Origin of the sequence: Rhizobium sp. J15, assembly GCF_002531825.1 — a bacterium.
Lineage (GTDB): Bacteria > Pseudomonadota > Alphaproteobacteria > Rhizobiales > Rhizobiaceae > Rhizobium.
Genome location: NZ_NWSX01000008.1, coordinates 1 through 22012, shown reverse-complemented (window position 1 = coordinate 22012; position 22012 = coordinate 1). Strand labels below are relative to the sequence as shown.

Annotated in this window: 20 protein-coding genes; 10 read left to right on the top strand and 10 right to left on the bottom strand. The window is 60.1% G+C overall.

The window, feature by feature from the left end; all coding sequences use genetic code 11:
- Positions 1 to 112 precede the first annotated feature (112 nt).
- The 3 genes from CO670_RS09185 to CO670_RS09175 all read left to right on the top strand — a co-directional run bounded on the left by CO670_RS09185 (position 113) and on the right by CO670_RS09175 (position 4287).
- Positions 113 to 1330 (top strand): alpha/beta hydrolase, encoded by a 1218-nt coding sequence (locus tag CO670_RS09185; protein WP_097589961.1) that lies wholly within the window; start codon positions 113 to 115, stop codon positions 1328 to 1330.
- Between the two features lie 11 nt (positions 1331 to 1341).
- The gene (locus tag CO670_RS09180) at positions 1342 to 3276 is read left to right on the top strand and encodes a mechanosensitive ion channel family protein (protein WP_097589960.1); all 1935 of its coding nucleotides are present in this window, start codon (positions 1342 to 1344) and stop codon (positions 3274 to 3276) included.
- A gap of 66 nt (positions 3277 to 3342) precedes the next feature.
- Positions 3343 to 4287 (top strand): hypothetical protein, encoded by a 945-nt coding sequence (locus CO670_RS09175; protein WP_097589959.1) that lies wholly within the window; start codon positions 3343 to 3345, stop codon positions 4285 to 4287.
- 26 nt (positions 4288 to 4313) lie between these two features.
- Here CO670_RS09175 and CO670_RS09170 read toward each other — a convergent pair whose 3' ends face one another.
- On the bottom strand, positions 4314 to 6086 hold the full coding sequence (locus tag CO670_RS09170; protein WP_176538903.1) for a hypothetical protein: 1773 nt from the start codon (positions 6084 to 6086) through the stop codon (positions 4314 to 4316).
- A 267-nt stretch (positions 6087 to 6353) separates the two neighbouring features.
- Between CO670_RS09170 and CO670_RS09165 the strand changes: the two genes are divergently transcribed.
- Positions 6354 to 6590, top strand: coding sequence for a hypothetical protein (locus CO670_RS09165; protein WP_097589957.1), 237 nt, complete (start codon positions 6354 to 6356; stop codon positions 6588 to 6590).
- Positions 6591 to 6620: 30 nt separating this feature from the next.
- Here CO670_RS09165 and CO670_RS09160 read toward each other — a convergent pair whose 3' ends face one another.
- The 5 genes from CO670_RS09160 to CO670_RS09140 form a co-directional block, all read right to left on the bottom strand.
- Positions 6621 to 7775 (bottom strand): AI-2E family transporter, encoded by a 1155-nt coding sequence (locus CO670_RS09160; protein WP_097589956.1) that lies wholly within the window; start codon positions 7773 to 7775, stop codon positions 6621 to 6623.
- Positions 7776 to 7914: 139 nt separating this feature from the next.
- Positions 7915 to 8751, bottom strand: a complete 837-nt coding sequence (gene ppk2, locus CO670_RS09155; RefSeq protein WP_097589955.1) for a polyphosphate kinase 2 — start codon at positions 8749 to 8751, stop codon at positions 7915 to 7917.
- 19 nt (positions 8752 to 8770) lie between these two features.
- The gene (locus tag CO670_RS09150) at positions 8771 to 10489 is read right to left on the bottom strand and encodes a SulP family inorganic anion transporter (protein WP_097589954.1); all 1719 of its coding nucleotides are present in this window, start codon (positions 10487 to 10489) and stop codon (positions 8771 to 8773) included.
- An 88-nt stretch (positions 10490 to 10577) separates the two neighbouring features.
- The gene (locus CO670_RS09145) at positions 10578 to 11735 is read right to left on the bottom strand and encodes an HlyD family secretion protein (RefSeq protein ID WP_097589953.1); all 1158 of its coding nucleotides are present in this window, start codon (positions 11733 to 11735) and stop codon (positions 10578 to 10580) included.
- Positions 11735 to 12082 (bottom strand): DUF3302 domain-containing protein, encoded by a 348-nt coding sequence (locus CO670_RS09140; protein WP_088676377.1) that lies wholly within the window; start codon positions 12080 to 12082, stop codon positions 11735 to 11737. The genes CO670_RS09145 and CO670_RS09140 overlap by 1 nt, the downstream gene beginning before the upstream one ends.
- Before the next feature lie 271 nt (positions 12083 to 12353).
- Between CO670_RS09140 and CO670_RS09135 the strand changes: the two genes are divergently transcribed.
- From CO670_RS09135 to CO670_RS09125, 3 genes are read left to right on the top strand one after another with little or no spacing between them, the layout of a single operon-like run.
- Positions 12354 to 12668, top strand: coding sequence for a hypothetical protein (locus tag CO670_RS09135; RefSeq protein WP_097589952.1), 315 nt, complete (start codon positions 12354 to 12356; stop codon positions 12666 to 12668).
- 42 nt (positions 12669 to 12710) lie between these two features.
- Positions 12711 to 14084: a DUF3300 domain-containing protein gene (locus CO670_RS09130; protein ID WP_097589951.1), complete on the top strand. Its 1374-nt coding sequence runs from the start codon at positions 12711 to 12713 to the stop codon at positions 14082 to 14084.
- Between the two features lie 28 nt (positions 14085 to 14112).
- The gene (locus CO670_RS09125; RefSeq protein ID WP_097589950.1) at positions 14113 to 15054 is read left to right on the top strand and encodes a DUF2950 family protein; all 942 of its coding nucleotides are present in this window, start codon (positions 14113 to 14115) and stop codon (positions 15052 to 15054) included.
- Positions 15055 to 15113: 59 nt separating this feature from the next.
- Here the strand turns inward: CO670_RS09125 and CO670_RS09120 are convergent, their stop codons facing one another.
- Together CO670_RS09120 and CO670_RS09115 are read right to left on the bottom strand one after the other, a co-directional pair.
- Positions 15114 to 15617 (bottom strand): CYTH domain-containing protein, encoded by a 504-nt coding sequence (locus tag CO670_RS09120; protein WP_097589949.1) that lies wholly within the window; start codon positions 15615 to 15617, stop codon positions 15114 to 15116.
- 31 nt (positions 15618 to 15648) lie between these two features.
- The gene (locus CO670_RS09115; protein WP_097589948.1) at positions 15649 to 16116 is read right to left on the bottom strand and encodes a hypothetical protein; all 468 of its coding nucleotides are present in this window, start codon (positions 16114 to 16116) and stop codon (positions 15649 to 15651) included.
- A gap of 263 nt (positions 16117 to 16379) precedes the next feature.
- Between CO670_RS09115 and CO670_RS09110 the strand changes: the two genes are divergently transcribed.
- Positions 16380 to 18188, top strand: coding sequence for a hypothetical protein (locus CO670_RS09110; protein ID WP_097589947.1), 1809 nt, complete (start codon positions 16380 to 16382; stop codon positions 18186 to 18188).
- 131 nt (positions 18189 to 18319) lie between these two features.
- Here CO670_RS09110 and CO670_RS09105 read toward each other — a convergent pair whose 3' ends face one another.
- Complete coding sequence (locus CO670_RS09105; RefSeq protein WP_097589946.1) at positions 18320 to 18613, bottom strand: GIY-YIG nuclease family protein; 294 nt, start codon at positions 18611 to 18613, stop codon at positions 18320 to 18322.
- A 183-nt stretch (positions 18614 to 18796) separates the two neighbouring features.
- Here CO670_RS09105 and CO670_RS09100 point away from each other — a divergent pair, with 183 nt between their 5' ends.
- Both CO670_RS09100 and CO670_RS32480 read left to right on the top strand, forming a co-directional pair.
- Positions 18797 to 20182 (top strand): DUF6538 domain-containing protein, encoded by a 1386-nt coding sequence (locus CO670_RS09100; RefSeq protein WP_245425778.1) that lies wholly within the window; start codon positions 18797 to 18799, stop codon positions 20180 to 20182.
- Between the two features lie 137 nt (positions 20183 to 20319).
- Positions 20320 to 20721 (top strand): hypothetical protein, encoded by a 402-nt coding sequence (locus tag CO670_RS32480; protein ID WP_141502254.1) that lies wholly within the window; start codon positions 20320 to 20322, stop codon positions 20719 to 20721.
- Positions 20722 to 20769: 48 nt separating this feature from the next.
- On the opposite strand, the gene CO670_RS09095 is transcribed toward CO670_RS32480, so the two are convergent.
- Positions 20770 to 21840 carry a hypothetical protein gene (locus CO670_RS09095; protein ID WP_097589944.1) on the bottom strand — a complete coding sequence of 357 codons (1071 nt, stop codon included), beginning with the start codon at positions 21838 to 21840 and terminating at the stop codon, positions 20770 to 20772.
- Positions 21841 to 22012: the final 172 nt, after the last annotated feature.

Sequence of the window (22012 nt, the reverse complement as noted above, 5' to 3'; positions counted from 1 at the left end):
GATCGCCTTGAAAGCGAACAGATATTACGTGATGCTACAGGCGCCGGCCTGTGCCGCCTGCTAGTATTCAAGCCCAGAAAGCCTCCTCCCCGAGCGATTGCTGGATGCGTGAATGGCAAAGCATAATGCGGCTCTTTTTCTTCTCTTGATTCTGACGAGTTGCGGACATCCGGAAGGCGTGATGACGCCGGTTTCAACGTCATTGTCGACGGCGCAGACATCCAAGGTCGACATGCTGGTTGCGACCACGCGATCGCCGTCCGGGGATCCGGCGACGCTCTTCAACGGCGAACGCAGTTCCAAGCCGCATCTGACCCAGATCTCGATTTCGATCCCGGCAAAACGCGAAACCGGCACCGTGCAGTGGCCGAAACGCCTTCCACCCGATCCCGCCACGGATTTTGCCGTGACCAATGTTCAGCAGATCGACACCGTCGCACAGGGGCGCGTCTGGTTCCGGCAGCATGTGAAGGGCGGACATGCGCTGGTCTTCATTCACGGCTTCAACAACACCTATGAGGATTCGGTTTTCCGGCTGGCGCAGATCGTGCACGACAGCAAGATGCAGGCGACGCCGATCCTGTTCACCTGGCCGTCGAGAGCTGAGATCACCGCCTACCAATACGACAAGGAAAGCACGAATTATTCCCGCACGGCGCTGGAACAGGCGCTGCGCACACTGGCCGCCGATCCTGACGTCAAGGACATCACCATCATGGCCCACTCGATGGGGACCTGGCTTGCCATGGAATCCCTGCGGCAGATGGGGATACGCGACGGCCACGTCAATTCGAAGATCCGCAACGTCATCCTCGCCTCGCCCGACATCGACATCCAGGTCTTCGCCAAGCAATATGTGGAGATGGGCGATCCGCGTCCCAAATTCACGATCTTCGTGTCCCAGGATGACAAGGCTCTCGCGGTTTCCAGCTTCATCACCGGCCGCGTTTCCCGTCTCGGCGCCATCAATCCGGCGGAAGAGCCCTACCGCTCGAGGCTGGAAAAAGCCGGCATCACCGCCATCGACCTGACGAAGGTGAAAACGCACGACAGGCTCAATCACGGCAAATTTGCCGAAAGTCCCGAGATCGTCCAGCTCATCGGCGAACGCCTCATGACCGGCCAGACCTTGACGGATTCCAAGGTCACTTTGGGCCAGGGCATTACGGCCGTCGTCGGCGGAACGATGACGAATATCGGCACCGTCGCCGCCACCGCGGTCGCAGCACCGGTTGCGATCATCGAGCAGCCTGTGACGAAGAAAAGACCGCCTCGTTCCGCCGACCAGACGCTCGACGGCGACCTGAAGCAACAAACGCTGACGCAGTGAGGAGTTCCGGGTTGAGATGGCTTCTTTCCTTTACCGCCGCCTTGCTCTTCGCGTTGAATGCCTTCGCGCAGACGCCTGCGGCCGATCCGAGCAAGAAAATCGACGAACTCGTGCGCCTTCTGCAGGATCCCGACGTCAAGGCCTGGCTTGATAGCCGCAAGCAGGGGAGCGAGCCTGCGACACCGCCCTCACCATCGGCCAATTCGACCTTGGCCAAATGGGAAGCCGGCGCGCGGGCGCGCGTGAACGAGATCGTCGCGGCGATACCTGCCATACCGACGGAAGTGGCGGCGGCGGCGACAAGGGCAAGGCAGGACGCCATCAGCAGAGGCTATGCACCGGTTTTCGTCATCTTCGCCGGCCTCATCGCCTTTGGCCTCGTTGCCGAGGCTATCTATCGCAGGTTTGCCGTTCGCCGCGATACGCTGGTTGGCCGGCTTATCCCGGTCGGCATATTCGCGGGCGCCATGAGCATCGTGTTTTTCGCGATCGAATGGCCGCCTCTCGCGCGGCTGACGCTGCTTGCCTATCTCTCTGCGTTCATCCTATTTCGACTGGCGGCGGTGCTGCTGTCGGCAGCGGCAGTCGACTCCCCGCTGCGCAGAAGGCTGATGATCCTCTTCGGGGTGATCTGTTTTGCGGTCGCCACGGCGGCCATCGGCGAACCGCTCGGCGTTCCTGCCCCCGTCAGCGAGGCAATCAATTACTGTTTCTCGGTGATTGGACTGCTGCTTGCCATCGAGGCCGTGTGGTCGATCTGGGCGGGAAGCCGCACCTGGAAAGTGGCGATTACGGGCTTCCTCGTCATCCTGTGGCTCGTCTGGTGTGTCGGCATGAAGGGCCTGTTCTGGATCGGCATCTATGCACTCGTATTGCCGGGAATCCTCAGAGCCGTCGGCCGCATCGCACTCTCCTTCACCAGCGATCCCGGCAGCCTGCGCGGAATCCTGATCGCCCGCGGCGCGCGCGCCGCGGTTATCGCGCTCGCCGTCGGATGGCTTGCGCTCGTCTGGCGCCTCAATCCCGATACGTTGGGCCAGCGCGACCCGACGGCCGTCGCTCTGTTTTACGGCGGCCTGAAGAGCGTTCTGATCCTCGTGGTCGCAGACCTTCTTTGGCAGGTAGCACGGGGCTGGATCGACCGAACGCTCCGGGTATCGACCACAACCACATCGCTCGCGCCGGCCGACGCGGCCCGGCGTGCGCGGTTCCGCACGCTTCTCCCGATCTTCCGCAACGCGCTGGCCGTCGCCGTCGCAGTCATGGCCGGATTGATCGTGCTGGCGCAACTCGGCGTGCAGATCGGTCCGCTGATCGCGGGAGCGGGAATCTTCGGCGTGGCCATCGGGTTCGGCTCGCAGACTTTGGTCAAGGACGTCATCAACGGCGTCTTCTACATGCTCGACGACGCCTTCCGCGTGGGCGAGTACATCCAGGCCAAGGACTACAAGGGAACGGTGGAGAGCTTCAGCCTGCGCTCGGTCCGCCTGCGCCATCATCGCGGACCGGTGTTCACGGTGCCCTTCAGCGAACTGGGTGCCGTCGAGAACCTGAGCCGGGATTGGGTGATCGACAAGTTCAGGATCACCGTCGGCTTCGATACCGACATCGAAAAAGCGCGCAAACTGACCAAGAAGGTCGGAGCCGAACTGATGGAAGATCCTGAACTCGGCCAACATTTCATCGAACCGCTGAAGATGAAGGGCGTCGAGCAGTTCGCCGACTACGGCATCGTGTTAAGCTTCGCCATGACAACGGTTCCCGGCATGCAGACCTATATCCGCCGCAAGGCCTACGCCAAGATCCGCGAGGTGTTTCTGGCAAACGGGATCTCGTTCGCGCAGCCGACCGTGCAAGTCGGAGGCGACGACAAGGGCGGCGGCGCGGCGGCGGCCACTCAAGCGATCCGCGCGCAGCAGGCGAGCGCTGCGACGCCGGCAAAGTGATCTGGTCGGCGCGCGGCTGCAGGGAAGAATGCAGCCGCCGATACGGCGGTATCGCGGGAGGTCGAGATGGCACCGGTAGAGGAAGAGGACGGCCAGGCGCGTCAGGACCCCGCGAGCATTCGCGCGCAGCTTGATCGCATATTGGCAAGCTCGGAATTCCTTGCCTCCGAACGCGGCCGCCGCTTCCTGCACTATATCGTGGAACAGACGTTGGAAGGGCACGGCGAACAGCTCAAGGCCTTTGCGATCGCACAGGCTGTCTTCGGGCGCGACGCCTCCTTCGACGGGCAGAACGATCCTGTCGTCCGTATCGAAGCCGGGCGTATCCGTCGCGCACTCGAACGGTATTATCTTGTATCTGGAAGCAACGACCCGATAAACATCACCATTCCCAAAGGCGGTTATGCCCCGCACTTTTCGGGCGGTGAAGCCGCCTCGAACACAGGCGAAACGACAGCGGCGCCAAGCCGCGAGAATCCGCGGCGGAGGCCTCATCGCGATCTTCTGCTGCCGGTCGCCGTTGCCGCTCTGATCGGCGCGGCTGCGGCACTCGTCCTCATCCGTCCGCTCGCATCCTATTTTTCGACGCCGCAAGCGCCGCCGGCATCCGCCGCCTCGCCGGCGAAAAGCAAGGCGACGATTATCGTCGAACCCTTCGCGGCGCTCGGCGGCACTGACCGAGGAGCGGATTTTGCCAAGGGACTGGCCGATCAGCTGATCGCCAAGCTGATGAAGGTGGACAGCCTCGTCGTTCTTGCGCCCGGCCGATCCGGCGTGGCGACGCTCGGTTCGCTGTTCAATCTGCAGGGAAGCGCTCTCATCGACGGCACCGTCCTGCATCTGCAGGTCCGCCTGATAAACGGCGCCGACGGCGCGGTCGTCTGGGCCAATCAATATGATCGCGACCTGCGCATTCAAACCATTCTCGATGTCGAGGATGAGATTGCGGCTCAAATCGCCATGGAGATTTCACGCAGCCGCAAGCTCAGCGCCACAGGTCCGTTTCCATAACGGAACCGTCCGTTCCGAAGCGTTCGTCACCGTTCCGGAGGCGAGGCGACGGTCACCCCGGCAGCGCGCAGCCCGTCGAAGAACTTCTCCTGATCCTCCGGCCGTTGCAGGCGCAGGGAAATCTCCTGGCGGATGTTCGTCATCAATGCCGGCGCGTGGCTTTGCAGCCAATCGCGCTCCAGCCTGGCCTCGTCCATCTTGCCTGCGGCTCCGAGAATGGACAGCAATGCAAGGTGACGCATGGGGTTGCCGTCGGGATCGGATATTCGCGCCCATTGTTCCGCCGCTTCGATATCGCCCCTCATCAATGCGCACATCGCCATCCCGCCCTCGTAATGGCCTCTGAGACCGGCATTCTTGTCAATCGCGATGGCTACCAGCTCGCAACCCGATTGCCATTTTCCGGACATCGCCAGTCGCAAGCCATATTCGCCCGCGACTTCCACGTCGTTGGGATCTACGGCATAGGCCGCGGTCCCTGCCGCCAGCGCCTTGTCGATATCTCCTCTGAAGAAGTTCGCCAGCATGACGGCGCGCTGCACCTTGGGATCGTCAGGGGCGAGCGATGCCGCCCGTTCCGCCGAAGCGTTTGCCAGTTCGAGAGATTCGGCCGAAGCCGGCGTGCCGAGCTTGTAGCGGAATCGCACTTCATCAAGGTAAATCAGTGACAAGAGCGCCCAGGACGCAGCATCGTCGGGAGCCCGTCGGGTTGCCTGTTGCAGGCACTCGCGCACCGCGCTGTGGCTTTGCGCGGTCATCGCCCTGATATAGCTGGCATAGGCGGGACGGCAGGCAAAAGCAGCCTGATCCGCCTTCCGTACCGGCTCGGCGACGACATCTGTTTCGGCCTGAAAGATGACGCCTTGCGGCTGTGCTATCGCATCGGCGATCTGCCGGGCGATACTTGCCTGAATTGCAAGCTTGTTCTGAACACGAAGATCGGCATCGAAATTATCGGCCCAAATGACGGCTCCGTTCGCCTGACGCACGAGCCGCACAACGGAGCGCAGCCTCGTCCCGTCCATCTGGACGTTGCCCTGAAGCACGTAGCCGGCAGCAGCGGCGCGACCACCGGTTATCGGATCGGTCACCACGACAATGTCATCGAGCTGGGCAAGCTGGCCGATGACATCGTCTCTCAGGCCACGGGCGATATCCGAACCCGAAGCAACCGAGCTGTTTTCCGCAAACGGCTCGACAGCAACGGTCGGCAGGGCTGATGGTTGTGAGCCGGTCGGTACACCCCGCAGAATGAAAATCGCAGATGCAAGAGCAAGCAGGAGAAGAACGAGGGCGGTCGGGAGACCGGCTCCAAGGCGGCGAGCGGCCGGCGGAGCCGGAGAATGCTCTTGCTGAAGCGGATGATTTGGATCGGCCGGTTCCTCGGTCCGTGAATGGTCCCGCTCGGCCGGCGGCGACGCCGGTTCGTCCCTCAGATATTCGAAATGCGGCACGTACCCGCCTTTGGGCACCGTGATAATGACCTCGTCCGCCTGGCCCGCGACGAGATAATAACGTTCCAGCGCCTTTCGAATGCGACCGGCCTCGATCCGGACGACCGGATCATTCTGCGGGTCGAACGAAGCTTCCCGGCCGAACACCACATTGGCTATGGTGAACGCCTTCAGGAAGCTCGACCGACCGGCGAGCGTCTCGCTGACGACGAATTCTAGGAAATTTCGACCGCGCTTCGGCGCGTGAAATTCCTCACTTGCGAGAATTCGCTCGACTTGTCGGCAGATTTCCTCAGCCGTCGGCCCAAGACTGCTGAACGCATTGGCCTGCGTTGCGTTTCTCATGCTCGCCCCTACGACAAGATCACGCAATTATGTAAGCACTTTCTAAAGCATCATAGCCCAGGAGCTTGGAGTTGCAAGAGCCGCTTCGCATTATCGAGCGTTGGTTGACGTAAGCCAGTTCTGCGATGCGAGTTTTCCTGTCTCAAGCGCAGCACCTCCCGGCGCCTCGCTGCCGAATCGGTACATTTATTTGTGATCCAGGGAACGATCCGGCGCTTTCATCACTTCGTATCCATTGCGGGCATGTCTTGAATACGGAGCTGATCGATGAGCCAGGAGCGCGGTCGCAGAAAACTGATGTTGAGACTCCCCGATATCCGGCATCTTCTGGCTGGCGTGACCAGTGAGGCTCTCGGGGAAATGTTTGAAGCCTATGATCTTGCCGTCGATGCGCTGGACCGGTTTCGAAAACAGAGCCCGATGGCGGAAGAGCTGATCAGCGAGTATGAACAGCTCTGCCGCGAGATAGAGCAGGAGGTTGTCGTCTATTGCAAGAGCCGCTAAGCCCCGGCCGGCGCGGGCTGCGACAAGCATTTAATCAGCGGGTCCGATGCGTTCCGTCTGGACATCGAAACCGGCTGTGCTGCCTTCCGGCTCGGTCGAGATCACTTGCGGCCATGCCCAGGCCCTCAGGAGCTCATAGAAAACGCTGAGCACGACCGGCCCCAGAAACAGGCCCAGAAGCCCGTGGGAAAGAGTGCCGCCGATGACGCCGATCAGGATGACCGGCATCGGCGTCGAGAGACCTCTCGCCATCAGGATGGGCTTCAATATGTTGTCGATGACCATGATCGGCACCGCAACGACGGTGAAGGCAAAGGCAATGGAGGGCGACCACGAAAACCACGACCAGATGATGACGGGAAGAAGCACGAGGCCAGGCCCGAGCTGCATCAGGCAGAGCATGAAGATCACGAACGTCAGTGCCCCACGCGCCGGGACGCCGAAGACGGCAAAGCATAAGCCGCAGAGGAGCGTCTGCAGGAAGGCAACGCCGATGACGCCCCGGGATACGTTGCGCACCGTGGCTCCGGCCAACCGGGCAAAGCCGACGCCCTTTTCACCGGCGATCCGGCTCGCCAGCACCTGTATTGCCCCAGCCAGCGGTGCCGCCCTCGTCAGAAATATGCCGGAAAGAATGATCGAAGCGACAAAGCTCAACACGCCGCCGCCGATCGAGGCGAGCTTTGCGACGATAACGGCCGCAACTTCACGAATGGGCGCCTGAAACTTGACGACGGTGGCAGCCAGATCGCCGGCAAGCTGATTCCAGATGTCATGAAGACGTTCGCCGACGACAGGCCATTCCCGAATGGCGGCCGGCGCCGAGGGCAGCGTAAAGTTTTCCGTCCACAATTTGCCGATCAACATCTGCGCGGCATCGGCAAAATTGACCGCAACGAGGGCGAGCGGCGCAATGATCAGGACAAGGCAAAAGACGACGATGATGATGGCGGCGATGACGGGCCTGTTTCCAATCACCCGAGAGAGCGCCTCGAACAGCGGGAAAAGCGCGATCGCAAGGATGGCCGACCAGATGACGATCAGTGCAAAGGGGGCGATGAGAACCAAGGTCCAATAGGCGAAAAGCCCGATAATGCCCAATCGGACGAGATCGCTTATCCTTGCCTCTATCGAAATCTGCCCCGGCCCCGCTGCTTGCGCCGCCCGATCGCCTGTATTCTCCATGGCTGCATCCCGTCCGCCTCGTTCGAGAGCGGTTCAGCTTTTCACGCAAACGCAGAACCGCTCCAACCTTTTGTCCTGATGCAATTTCCGGCAAAACCGCTTCCCGCTTTGCCTGGGAATTGCTTCAGCTGAGGTCGCCTTACGACGTCGCATCCGGCACAACGTGACGGACGCTGCGGTCTTCCATGAAGTCAGCCGGCCGCTTCTGGCGTTTCCCGAGATCCGGCGCTTCGAACTTCACGCGTTCGTAAGGGATGGACTGCAGGATGTGCGAGATGCAGTTGATCCGGGCGCGTTTCTTGTCATCCGAAGGCACGATCCACCACGGCGCATGATTGCTGTCGGTCATCCGCAGCATCTCGTCATAGGCGCGCGTATAGTCCCACCAGCGCTGATAGGATTCGACATCCATCGGGCTGAGCTTCCACTGCCGCACCGGGTCGTCGATCCGGCGGCGGAAACGACGTTCCTGCTCCTCCTCGGTGACGGTCAGGAAATATTTCAGCAGAATGACGCCGCTTTCGACGATCGCGGCCTCGAAGCGGGGGGCCAGTTCGAGGAAGCGCTGCGCTTTCTTTTCGCTGCTGAATCCCATGACGCGGTCGACGCCGGCGCGGTTATACCAGCTGCGGTCGAAGATGACGATTTCACCGGCCGCCGGCAGATGCGCGATATAACGCTGCATGTAGATCTGGGACTTCTCGCGATCGGTGGGCGCCGGCAGCGCCACGACGCGAAAGACGCGCGGGCTGACCTTTTCGGTTATACGCTTGATCATGCCGCCTTTGCCGGCGGCATCTCGTCCCTCGAAGATGATGACGACCCTCGCGCCCGCCTTTTTGACCCAGGCCTGCAGATGGGCCAGTTCCACCTGCAGCCGGCCGATTTCCTTGTCGTAATCCCATTTCTTTTTCTTCTTGTCCCTGCCGACGCGGGCCTCTCCGTCCGTTTGTCTCGGCTCGTAGTTCTCGTCCATCTTTCTCCCTCCGGTTTGCCTAGAACGCATGGCCCGCCGAAGCGGCATTGCCGCTCTCGCCGGCATTTCCGGTCAGCGCTCTCAGCGCCTCTTCTCTGCCGTTGAAAAAATTCTCGGGGCCGATCTCCTTGACGACGCCCGCACGCTCGAGAATGCCGCGGCTTTCCTCGCCGAGGTCGGCCACCGCGAAGACGATATTCCGCTCGGTGAGAACCTTGGCCACGACGTCGAGCGCGGCGGAGCCGGTGCTGTCGATATGGGTGACGGCGCCGGCATCGAGCACGAGGCATCTGGTGTCGGCGGGAAGCTCCTTTGCGACCGAGGTCAACCGCATGCGCACATAGTCGGCGTTGTAAAACAGAATGCTGCCCTGGATCGCGAAGACGGCCGCACCCTCGATGGGGCGAGCCTCCGGAAAGCGCGCAAGTTCGAAGAAACCGGGCCGCCCTTCGATGCGCCCGAGAAGGCCGTCGCGGGGGAACATCGTCCGACGCAAGAGATAGACAAGGGTTGCAGCAACCGCGACGACGACGCCGTTGAGAACACCGAAGCTGATCGCGCCCCACATGGCGATCAGCGCGAAAATGAATTCCATGCGGCTGATGCGCCAGATCTTCTTCAGTTCATGAACGTCGATGAGGCTGATCGCCGCCGTTGCGAGGATTGCGGCAAGTGCCGGGATCGGAAGGATCCGCAACGCGCTTTGAAGGAAGACGAGTGCAGCAATCAGGGTCGCGGCCGAAACCAGGCCGGCGAGTTGCGAAACACCCCCCGTCGCCAGGTTTATCGCGGTTCGCGAATCCGAGACGCTGACGGGAAACGAACCGAATAGGCCGGGCGCGATATTGGCGGCGCCAAGCCCGACCAGTTCCTGATTGGCATCCACTTCCTCGCCGGTCCGCGACCCGAAGCTTCTGGCCGCGACGATGCCGGCGCCGAAGCTGACGAGGAAGATCGCGGCCGAACCGAGCACGATCTTGTCGAGAGGCATCTGATGCAATGCGGGCAGGGACAAGCTCGGCAGTCCGCTTGGAATGTCGCCGACGACGGCGATGCCCCGGCCCTCGAAGTCAAAGACCGCGGAAAGAACGACCGAGAGGACGACCACCAGAACAGGGCCTGGAATTCTGAAACGAAAGGCCCGGACAATCCATAGCAGCATGAACATGGCGAGGCCGAGGATGAGCGAAGGCCAGTGGATCAGGCCGCTCTTGGCGAGCATCTCGGCGAGCGGCGGGATCAATCCGTCCGATTCGATCTTCACCCCCGTGAATCGGCCGATTTGCCCGACAAGGATCGACAGCGACACGCCGGCAAAAAATCCGACGAGGATGGGACGGGACAGGAAGCTCGCGAGAACGCCGAGCCTCAGCAATTTTGCCGCGATGCAGAGGATGCCGACGCCGAGGGCAAGGGCCGAGGCGATGGCGACCCTATTGGGATCCGCCCCAGCGGGTTCGGCTGCGATGATGGCGCCCATGGCGGCCGCCAGCACGGTCATGGTCGCAGCATCGGGGCCGACGACCAGAAGCCGGGAGGGACCGAAGATCGCATAAGCGATCGGCGCGACGATGCTGGCATAGATGCCCATTTCCGGCGGCAGGCCGGCGATGGCGGGATAGGCGATGGCGCTCGGCAAGCCGACGGCGGCGATCGACAGCCCGGCTGGAATGTCACTGCGGAGCCAGTCCTTGTTGAAGCCGGCAAGGCCCCGCAACATCGGAAGACTTCCTATCACGGCTGGCTCCCTATCCCTTGCCCCGGCGCCCTTGTGCCCGTCCTCGCCCAAATCGCATCGGCGACGGCTCCAGGAGCGGCACCCGTTTTCAGTGCTCGAGGAACACGTAGTTCATCCAGCTGCTCATGCGCAGCAGGACCTTGCGGAGAATGGCGACGTGGTGCCAATGGTGCGTGTAGACAGCGACGTCCGCGACCACCCCGCCCGGCAGCTGATATTCGTCGGTATTTTCGAGCAGCTCGATACGAGCCAGCGTTTGCCCGGCCGCCAGGCGCTCGGGCGATTGCGGGTCGATCAGCGCACCGCTCGGCTGCAACTGGCCCTGGGCCATCACATCGATGACCTCCTGCACCCGCGCCTTGAATATCTTGCCGGGCACGGCTTTGAAGGAGACCTCCGCCTCATCGCCGACACGGACGCGCTGCAACGAGTTCTGGATGAAGGCAGCCGCCAGCATGCGGTCCTGGCTGTCGATGAAGACCATGACCGGCCGCAGCGGAAGCGGATTGGCCATCATGCCGGGACGAAGGAAGACCTGCGTGACATAGCCGTCGGTCGGCGCCCGCACGACCGTCTGGTCGAGCTCATATTCCGCATTCTTCAATTCCGCCTGCAACCTGGCAACCGTCGGGTTCGTTCCATTGATTTCGGATTCATAGGCAAGCTTTGCCTGCACCGCTTGCGCGCGGGCCGTATCGACCGCAGCCTCGGAGGTCAGGTAGATGCCGCGCCGGTTTTCGACCTCGAGTTCGGAGAAGACCGCGCCCCGGCCGCTCGACTTCGCATTTTCGTTCGACTGCTGGAATTTTTCGAAGGCCTGCAAGGACCTGTCCCTGGAGGCTTCGGCGCCCGTGACCGCCGAATTGGCAGCGTCTACCGCCGCTTTCAATTGCAGCACGGTCTGCTCGGCTTCGGCGAGCGCGGCTTTCTTCTGATCGACCGTAAACTGGTATGGGCGAGGATCTATGCGAAAGAGGATGTCGCCCTTCTTCAACGGCACGTTCGGCGTCACCGGAACCTCGACGACCTGGCCTCCGACGACGGGAATGACGGGAGCCGAGGTGAAATAGATGCGCCCATCGCTCGAATAGGGATGATTGTAGCTCATCAGAAGCAGGAGGGCGGAGATCAGGAATATGCCGCCGAGGACGGCCGTCGCGAGCGTCCACTGGTTCACCGGAATCCTGAATATCTTGAAGATCGTCCAGCAGATCGCGGCATAGGTCAGGATGAGAAGCAGGTCCATCAGGCGTTCTCCCTCTGCGGCTCCGAGGTTTGCGCCTCGAGCTCGGCGATCCGGGCATGGAGACGGGCAATTTCCGCATTCGCTTCGGCTTCCGCCGACAGCTTTCCGTCCTGCCGGATGCCCCAGCCGCGGTCTTCGCGGTAGATCGTTGCCCAGATGAACAGGAACGGCCAGATCGCATGAAGCGTGAAAAGGCTGACCCATCCGGCAACATGGATGGCGTCCTGATGGGGGTGATTGCGCGCCTTGGCCATCAGATGCGGAATGTCGTGAATGGCAATCACCGCATAGAAGAGCGTGACGACGACGAACACCAGCACACCCAAGGCAAAATAGTCGAGAAACACGACCCCTCCCCTTCCGGCTTGGTCCAGCCGAGCCATTGATCGCAAGCGAGGACGGAATAGTAGGCCCGTTTCGGCGCAAAGGCCCGTAGCATCGCGTAATCTCTATCGAGACCTTCGCGGATGATCCGACGGATCAAATTGCCTGTGCGGCAAGTGGAAATGCGAGATCAGCGAGTCGCATCGTAAGATCGCGTATTTTACGTCTGCAGCCGGTTCGCCTGATATATAATTTCTCTCATCTGCTTAGCGCAGTTCGGCGGCGGGGGCGGAAATGGCGTCGGGAGAAGGCACATCGACATATTTGTCCGCCCTTGAGACGGCCGAGGCTTATTTTTCCGACCAGGCGAGGCTGGTGCAGCGACTTTTCTACGTCAGCGACGCCTTTCGCAGCATGTGTGAGGATCTCGCTGCCGCAGCGGAGGCTTTGGCGCGTGTCGAGCAGCTGCCTCTCCCGGTGAGGGAGGCGCGGCGGCTGGAATATGCAGGCCTGGTCGAGGCGCTGTTGAAAGAGATGCGGGAGGCGATATCGCAATCGAAAATCGTGATGCTCCGGCGGTCGCCTGCCGCCGGTCCCAAGTCTCCGTGAACACATTCGTCATGCAACTGATTCAGGGGAGGTCGACGTGCGATGAAAGCAATTTCCCGCAAACTGCTGGGTGGATTGTCGGTTCTGGCGATCATCGCGCTGCAGCCGGCCTTTCCCACGCGAGCGCAGGCTCCCGCCCCGGCTGCCGCGCCTGCCCAAACGGGCACAGAACAAGCTGCGGCGACCCTTCTTTCGGAAGATGAACTCGAGGTGCTGGTGGCGCGGATCGCGCTCTATCCGGACGAGCTGGTGGCTGCGATTTCGGCAGCATCGCTCTTTCCCCTGCAGATCATCGAAGCGCAGCGCTTTCTTGACGCGAAAAAGAAGAACGCCGATCTCAAGCCTAAAAGCGATTGGGACGGCAGCGTCGTTTCGCTGCTCAACTACCCCGACATTATCAAGATGATGAGCGAGGATCTCGATTGGACCCAGTCGCTCGCCGATGCGCTTGCCAATCAGCAGAAGGACGTCCTGATCGCCATTCAGCAGCTTCGCGACGAGGCGGTGGCAAAAAACATCATCAAGACGGATGACAAGGTGACCGTTGTCACCGAAAACGACAACGTCATCATCCGGCCGACTGATCCCGAGAAGATCTACATCCCGCAATATCCGCCGGAAATGCTTTATGAGCCGGACTATGCGGCGGCGCCGATCTCCTATTATCCGGATTACTACGACAACTACTACTATCCGGGCGCGGGGTTCTTTGCCGCTGCGGTCACCGGGCTCACCTGGGCGGCCATCGTCAATTGGGACGATTGGGGCGTGTGGGGCGGCCGCTGGGACGGCGATATCGACATCGATTGCAACAATTGCCTGAACGACCGCAACTTCAACGGAAAAATGAAATGGAATGATGTCGACTGGGCCAATGTCGACCGCAGCAAGCTCAGCATCGGCAAGGATCAGCTTGCCAAGCTGGACCGGTCGACGATCAAGTCGGGGCTTCAGGCCGACAATCGCAACCAGCTGCGCAACAAGGCCTCGGACATGAAGGCGGCACAGAGACCGGGCAATCGCGGTACCGCGGCGCGCGCGGAGGATATCAGAAAAGGAACGGTGCAGGGGCTGAAGGCCAAACCGCAGGCGAAGCCTACGGCCGCCAATCGCCAGAACGTGTCCCGCCCGGAAAACCGTCCGCAAAAATCCGCCAATCGCCCGTCCAAACCCACGCAGAAATCGGTCAACCGGGCCAACAAACCGCAGATGGCCGCCAGGCCCGACAATCGCGGACGCCAGCCGAGCGCACTCGGCAATGTCCAATCCGGCCGCCAGCAGGTCGTCGCCTCGAAACGGGGGGCGCAAAGCATGGGCGCTCACCGCCAGTCGGCGCGTCCCGTTCATCACTCGCGCCCGATGCCGTCGCGCGGCGGCGGCGGCCGCGGCGGCGGTGGCGGCAGGGGACGGCGATGACACCCATTACGACCCATGGAGTTACGTCATGAGACCTCAATCGATCGTAATCCCGCTCATGCTCGCCACAGCGCTTTGCGCGGCGCAAGCAACGCCGGCGCTCTCACAAGGACGACAGACGGATCTCGCCGAATACAAGGCGGCAACGCCTTCACCGCAGTTCGACAGCCCGGATGCGGCGCTCGATCGACTGAAATCGGTGCTCGGCTCCGATAATATCGGGGATCTCGCCGATGTACTTGGCCTGAATGCAGACAGGCTGCGCGCCAGCAACGAAGCCATGATCGCTTATGGCCTGATCCGGGAGGGCGCCGGGCGGCGGATGAGCTTGAAGGACGCCGAAGGGGCGAAGATCGTGCTGATCGGCGATCGGCTCTGGCCGCTGCCGTTTCCGCTGACGGAGAACAAGGACGGCAAATGGTCCTTCGATACGCAACGCGGCCTCGAGGAGATCGTCAATCGCCGCATCGGCGAAAACGAGCTGGCGACGATCGACACCATGCATGAATATGTGGCGGCGCAGTATGACTATGCCTCCGCCGACCGCGATGGCGACGGCATTTACGAGTTCGCAAAAAGATTGATCAGCAGCCCGGGCAAGCTGGACGGCCTCTACTGGGATCCCAATGTCTATCCCGAAGAAAGCCCGGCAAGCGGCCTGGTCGAAACGGCCGCCTTCGGCGCCGCCAAGCGCGGCGAGGGTTATTTCGGATATCGCTATCGCATCCTGACCGCCCAGGGCGACAATGTGCTGGGCGGCAAGCAAAGCTATATCGTCAACGGCTACATGACCGGCGGCTTTGCGCTCATCGCCTGGCCGGTCACATATCGGGTCACCGGCGTGCAGACTTTTATGGTCAACGGCATGAGCGTGATCTACCAGCGCGATCTCGGACCGCAGACGGAACAGCGCGCCGCCGCGATCAAGGACTTCAACCCGGACGCCAATTGGACCATCGTGAACGAATAGGTTATTCGAACGGTTCGGGATCTTGCGAAAGCGCCGGACCGTTCCAGATGGAAAGCCGTTCAGACTTTTCCTGGCATTGCTCCGGCCATTCGCGCCTGATGCGGCTCGCACAGGGCAGCGGCCATGGCGCGATTGGAGTAGCGTTTGTTGCCCGTGACCTCACGTCCGAGCCATTGGGGCAGGTCGGGCCGATCATCTTCGCTTGCCATTTCGATCTCTGCGAGGGTCAATCCCTCATAGGCTCCGGCAAAGACGTCGACATCCCAGGTTCTTCCGTCATGGAGGACGCGGTAGCGAGTCTTTTCAATGATATGACCGGCCGCATGAAGAAGCAGGTCTCGCGCCTCCTCGACGGGAATCTCGTATTCATATTCGTCTTTGGCTAGCCCCGCCGTGCGGAATTTGATCGTCAGGCAGGCGGAACGGCCGTCGATCAAACGGACACGTACGGAGTTTTCATCATGTGACAGGTAAGCTTGCTGCAACACGTGTGACATGCCGGCGCAATCGCGCCAGCTATCGTTGCGCACGAGGAACTTGCGCTCGATCTCGGTCGCTTTCACGGTGATATTCCTTCGTTCCCGCTTCTGCCGGTCAATCGACAGGCGGCTCCCAGGTGAGGAAGAAGCCGACGTCCCCCGGCATGCCTTCCGGGAAGTTGATGATCATAGCCTTCAGCCCATAACCCTGCGGTTTGGCAACCTCCTCGAAGAGTTCAAGAAGTTCCTTTGCCTTTCCCTGCAGCGTCTTCTGCCATCCGGGCAGACCGTTATTGATGGCCCGGCCGCTATCCGTGCAGAAACTCGATGGAAAGCTGTAGATCAGCGCCTCATATTTGCCGTCCGCGGCCGCCTTCATGACCAGCCGCTTGATGACGGTGCGTTCCGTTTCACCGATCTGCTTGCGGAAAAAGTCCTCGACGAAATCCGCATGTTTCTTCGCTTCGCGCGCCTTGATCTTTTCGCTGCGCTCCATCTCCAGGAGTTGAAGCTCCAGAGCACGTTTGCGCAGCTCCTCCGCGCTGGTCATGGCATGGGGAGTAGAGGTCTCGGGTGACGTCATCGCAGCTTCCTCCATAATACAAGGTAATGATAGAGCGAGCTAAGAGACGAAGGCAGTAAAATACATGTCCTCACCGGTAGAATACGGTATCCTACGGTGGCATTCGGCAAATTGTGTCTTATGCCGGTCATTGGTTATTCATTGAATTCGTTCGGCATCAAGCAGGCTACTCCGCTGGGCGGCATTGCCGTGATGCCGGGTCGGGACTATTGTTGGGGCAGCATGCTACGAGTTGTCCGCAATCGGAATCCGGGGGGAAGCCGATGCAGAATGCAGGCGTTGATAGGCGGGGCCCTTCGCAGGAAGAGGTGCAGCGGCAACTCGAGCGCATTCTTTCGAGCCGGGAGTTTCGTCTTCCCGAACGGGCAAGAAAGTTTCTCGAATTCGTCGTCACGGAAACGCTTGCAGGCCGGCGCGACTACCTGAAAGCCTTCACCATCGCACAGGCCGTTTTCGGTAGGGATGCGAACTTCGATGCCCAGCAGGATCCGTGCGTCCGTATCGAAGCAGGCCGGCTGCGACGGGAACTCGAACATTACTACCTGACAGACGGCAGCGCCGACCGGATCGTCATCACAATTCCCAAGGGCGGCTACGCGCCGGTCTTCGAAGCGGTCAGGGGCGCCGAGCCCATGGACATGCTGCCGCTCGATCAGTCCGATCGGTCGGGATTGCCAGGGCCGGGATTGCCAGGGAATGACGCCGAACAGGCCGATGTGGTCGAGGATACAGTCGGCCGGGACACAATGAACCAGCGCTTGCCGCGGCCGCGATATCGGCTGCTGGCAGCGGGCGCGGTGATTATCATCGCCGCGGCGGCCACCGTATTTCAGCAGATGAGATCGCCGGGCCCGGAACGCGAGACGGCATCGGCAGCCGATCATCGCCCCACCATCATCGTCGAGCGCTTCGAAAGCGGCTCCGAGGGAAAGCTTGCATCCGACATCTCCCGCGTCATGACCGATGAAATCATCGAAAAGCTGGTCCGCTTCGACGACATTGTCGTCGTGACCGCCATGCCGCGGAATAAGAACGGCGAAGCTTCGCCGGAAGCGCTCTACGCTCTCCAGGGAAGCGTGAGGCTCGAGGGCAGCAAGCTGCACTCGACGGCAAGGCTCGTGCGGCGGTCGGATGCGGCGGTGATCTGGGCCAGCAATTATGATGCCGACATGACGGTGCAGGGCACGCCGAAAACGCAAGCAAGCCTCGCCGGCGATATCGCGACGGCGGTCGCGCGCCCGTTCGGCGTGATATTCCAGAGCGATACCGCCACGATTGCCGGCAAGGCCGATGCTTTCTCGTGCATTCTGTCCTACTACAGCTACCGCAGCGAAATGACCGTGCAGGCTCAGGCGGTGGCGAAATCCTGCCTGCAGCAGGCCGTGGAAAAAACGCCGGCCGATTCGAATATCGTCGCCCTCCTTTCGCTGATCCATCTCGACGAGTTCCGCTTTTCGTACCAGCTTCAGATGAAATCGACGTCCGCAACACTCGGCGTTGCAAAGGAACTCGCCGAACGCGCCGTGCGGCTCGACCCGAAGAATGCGCGCGCGCTCCAGGCGCTGATGCTCGCCGACTTTTTCGGCGATGACCCGGCCGGCGCGCTCGTCGCCGGCGCTGCCGCCTATGCCAGCAATCCGAACGATACCGAGGTGGCAGGCGAATACGGCCTGCGCCTGTCGATGTCGGGGGAGTGGGATAAAGGCTGCACGCTGATTTCGGAGGCCGTCGGCAAGAATGCCGGCCCTCGCGGCTATTACGAGGTCGGAATGGCGCTCTGCGCCTTCATGCGCGGCGATACGCAGGCCGCGGAACTATGGTCGCGCATGTCCGACCTCAATTACAACCCGATGCATCGCCTGGTCCTGCTCTCCATCCTCGGCGCCCGCGGGAAAACGCAGGAGGCTGAGGAGCAGCTCGATTGGATCAACAGCAAGGCACCCGCATTGATCCCGAACGTCAGACGCGAAGTGATCAAGCGGCTGGCGCGGGTGGAGGACCAGGAGCGGTTCTTTGCGGGGATGGAGGCCGCCGGGGTGTCGGTGCGGGGTGGTGAAGCGCTGAAAGAGTGATGGTGGTGGTGTGGATGCGGCTCGAGGGAGCGAGCCTACCGGAGTTCACTAGGGCGCCTAAAGCTTTTTCTTTGTGAATACGCCAAGCATCTCACCTGCTCCAGCTATTCGGCTTTCGCACGTACTGGCGCTTATTCGGAATCGGTCTTTCGCTTGACGCGGCGATTTGGATCGAGATTCGACTGGACCAACCTCTTGCTGGCAAACGCCCTGCCGGAATGCGATTTCAGATAGGTTTCGAATTCAAGGGCTTTGTATTTGTCGGGAAAGGCGCAGTACCAGAGCAAATTCCACGGTGCGAATTTGGCAGTGTGGGTAGATTTTCCGGCATTATGAGCGGCAAAGCGCTGTTTCAGATCTGCGGTAGACCCGGTATATTCCTGATCGGGAAAATCAACGCTGCGGAGAATATAAACATACCACATCAATGTTTCGGCCTAATGGTTTCCCGCGGCTGCGCCGCGCGAAGCCCATAAGGGCGAAGCGTGGTGGAGCTAAGCGGGAGACAACCCCGCCTAAGAAATTTCTATTCTATGTCAAATCCTTATTGAAATTCAGATGCCTGTGGTACTAGATATGGGTACTTTCTTGGGTACTCGGAGGCATTCTTGGCCCTCTCATCTGATCGCATGTTTTTGGAACTTCACGGCAACCAATGGCGCGTTGTAGTGAACGTGCCGAAAAAGCTGCGTGCGGAACTTGGCACCAAACTGAAGAAATCACTCGGGACGGACAGCCTCAAAGAAGCGAACCGGCTCAAATGGGATGTCATAGCCGACCTCAAAGCCACTATCGCACATGCGGAAAACCCATCACTCTCGTTGGAGGCCGCCCGATCAGTAAGCCGTGAGCGGGCAATGCAGCAGGCCGTTCGATTTGCCGACCAGCGTAAGCGTGCTTTCGATCCGACGCAGCGAGACGAGATAGATGAGGAGATCGATTGGCAGGCGGAGTCCCTTGCAGGTCGACCGATCGCCGTTGACGAGGACGGCAGTGAAGTTTTCGACCCCGATCGCTTGCGCCTCGCTACGGATTTTTCTCAGTTAGCGCGCGGGGACAAGACACCAATCGATCTTCATCACCAAAAGTTTCTAGGGATGTCACACGTCAAGGCTCGCACGTTGGCAGACGATAAGCGAGCCATAAAACTCTTGAAGGATTGGTGCGAAAAGGCCGGTGTGCCGCCTTATCTTCAATCGATGACCAAGAAGGAGGCCGTGCGGTTTTGCGATGAGCTTCCGGACCTCACTGCCAACCTCACCCCTGTCACCCTCAACAAATACGTTAGCCGCCTTTCGGTCTATTGGACATGGTTAGAGAACCGGCATGAGGTCGATTCCAATGTCTGGAAGGGACGCCGCTTGCGTGAGCCTCAGCAGACGACCGACCAGAAGGAGCGTCCGTTTACTGACGACGAAGTCAGGGTTTTGCTCAGCGGACCCACCAAGCCCGAGATGGACGACCTTATGAGGATTGCTGCCCTTTCCGGTGCCCGCTTGGACGCCATTGTGTGCCTCAAGGTGAAGGGCTGCCGAGATGATGGGGTGTTCATATTTAAGCCCCAAAAGAAAGAGCCTGGGCCACGCCTCTGCCCCATCCACCCCGACCTGGTCGAGATCATCGAGCGAAGGAAAAAGGGGAAGCTGCCTAACGATGATATCTTCCCCGAATGGCCTGGCGTGAAGAAATCCACGTCGCTCCGTGAGCGGTCCTTCAAGACTTCCAATGAGTTCACTGATTACCGCCGCAGTGTCGGCGTCGAGGACAGGCGCGAAGGCAAGCGCAGGGGTCTTGTAAATTTCCATAGCTTCCGCCGCTGGTTCATCACCAAGGCCGAGCAGGCAGGACAGCCTGAAAGCACTATCGCCGTCGTGGTCGGGCACAAGCGTCAAGGAATGACCTTCGGCGTCTACTCCGGGGGGCCGCTGCTTGAACAAGCGCGCCAGTGTGTCGAGGCCGTAAGACTGCCGTCTGAATTCTTGCGCAAAGGTTAATTGGAGTCGGTGGCTCGCGCATCGCGCCGGACGCTATTTGTGCGACCTGTGACTATGCACGCTGAGCAAGAATACCGTTGACTAAAAACAACCACGCGCCCATTATTTAGCTTCTTCTAATTCATGGAGTTGGGGTCATGAATAGAGTAGTTTTGGCTGCAATATTTTTTATACCGATGAATATGCTGCTCGCAGCGGATTTGATTCAACCTTCCGGCGTCACAATTCGCAATCCACGCTGCCATATTTCCGGCGGCAAAGAGTACTGTCGGATTTACGGTTCAGCGAACTGCGATCGGTATGAGCGTCATGATGTATGGTATCCCAAGCCATTGCCGGCAGGGAAGAAAGCTATCTCGGGAACTGGGCGAGCTAAGCAAACTGAAGTTCGCAACACCGGCTCCGTTCGCTTTATGGGCGCGTGGAACAATCCTCAGCGTAAGAGGAGCGAAATGGGGTGCAAGTTCTATTGTAACGCTGGCTGGGATGATTCGTTTGTTTATGGTTATTGCCAAATTGAAGTGGAACAATGGCAATGACACAAGCGACGCCCGCCTAAGCCGATACTTTCTAAAATCATAAAGTGATCAAAACAAGATCGAGAGGCCAAGAGTAAGCTTGCGGTGCAGGACGCGGTGGCAATTTGCGCACAAGCACTTGAGGTCTTCCATGCTGGTTTTGTGTCCAGGCTGCATGTTCGCCACGTGAGTTCCGTGGTGGTGAACCTCAATGCACGCGGCCCCCGCTTCAGGGCCATATCGCTCAACAGGGTCGAGCTTACAATCCTCACAGAAAAGCCGCTTATGTTCTGCAATGAAAGCTTCCCGCTTTTCTTTTGCTAGACCGGAGGCTCTTTCACGCTTTAGGTGGGAGACGATTCTCGGGTTACCCTCTATCCAACTGCGCTCCTCTTCGGTCGGCGCAAAATCAGCCAGCTCCAATTCTAACTTCTTGGGGTCAGGCTTGGGACGGGCAACGCCCCCCTTTTTCGGCGTGATCCAGAGGCCAGCTTCTTCGAGCAGCTCGAAGCAGATTTGACCCCATCCCGCGCTAAAGTGGGCAGGATAAGCCTCTATTCCAAGCGCTTCCTCAAGGGCCAGACCGAAGACCTTTTTGGGCGCTAGGGGAATGCCCGTATCGGTTAAAGCATCATAATCCCGCGATGGAGCAAAGTTAGGGGCATCACCGCCGTCAAGAAGCTTTCGGACCGCCTTATGTATATGGGATGGTTTCACCTTCCGCAGTTCGCTGGCGGAAAGGCGGACTATGTTGCTTTTGCCTTCGACGACTTCGCGGAGCCGCGCAAGTCCCGTACCAGGGGTTTCAATCAAAAGCCGCCGCAGAGCGCCATTGCTGGGGCTGTCCTTATTCATCGCCCGCACAAGTTCGCGAAACCTCGCTTCGACCGGCGACACACGATCAAAAGAAAGCTCGCGCTCGGAAAGACTGACCCCCTGAACCGGCCTGCTGTCGAGGTAGATTCGGTAGGCGATCTGAGCGTGGTCCAAACGGGATAGAAGCATTTCGAGTGCCGCGCGGTAGTCGCGGTTGCGGCTCGTGCCGCTGCGACTGTGCAGGATGAGTCCTCGCTCATGCATCTCAACGTTAGCATCGAGCTGCGCGCCATCATCACTCAGGAGAATCAACCGGTCAGACATAACGCAAGGTTGAACAGCAACAGCGATACTTGTCTAGTTGTAGTTAATGCAATGGAGTTTCGCCTGAAAGTTTCCCGCGCAGGAGTCTCAGTTAGCTTGCGTCCCATGGCAATCATGTTGCCCGGTCCAAATTACATCGTATCCCTCCGGTGAAAGCCGCGTAAACATCGGA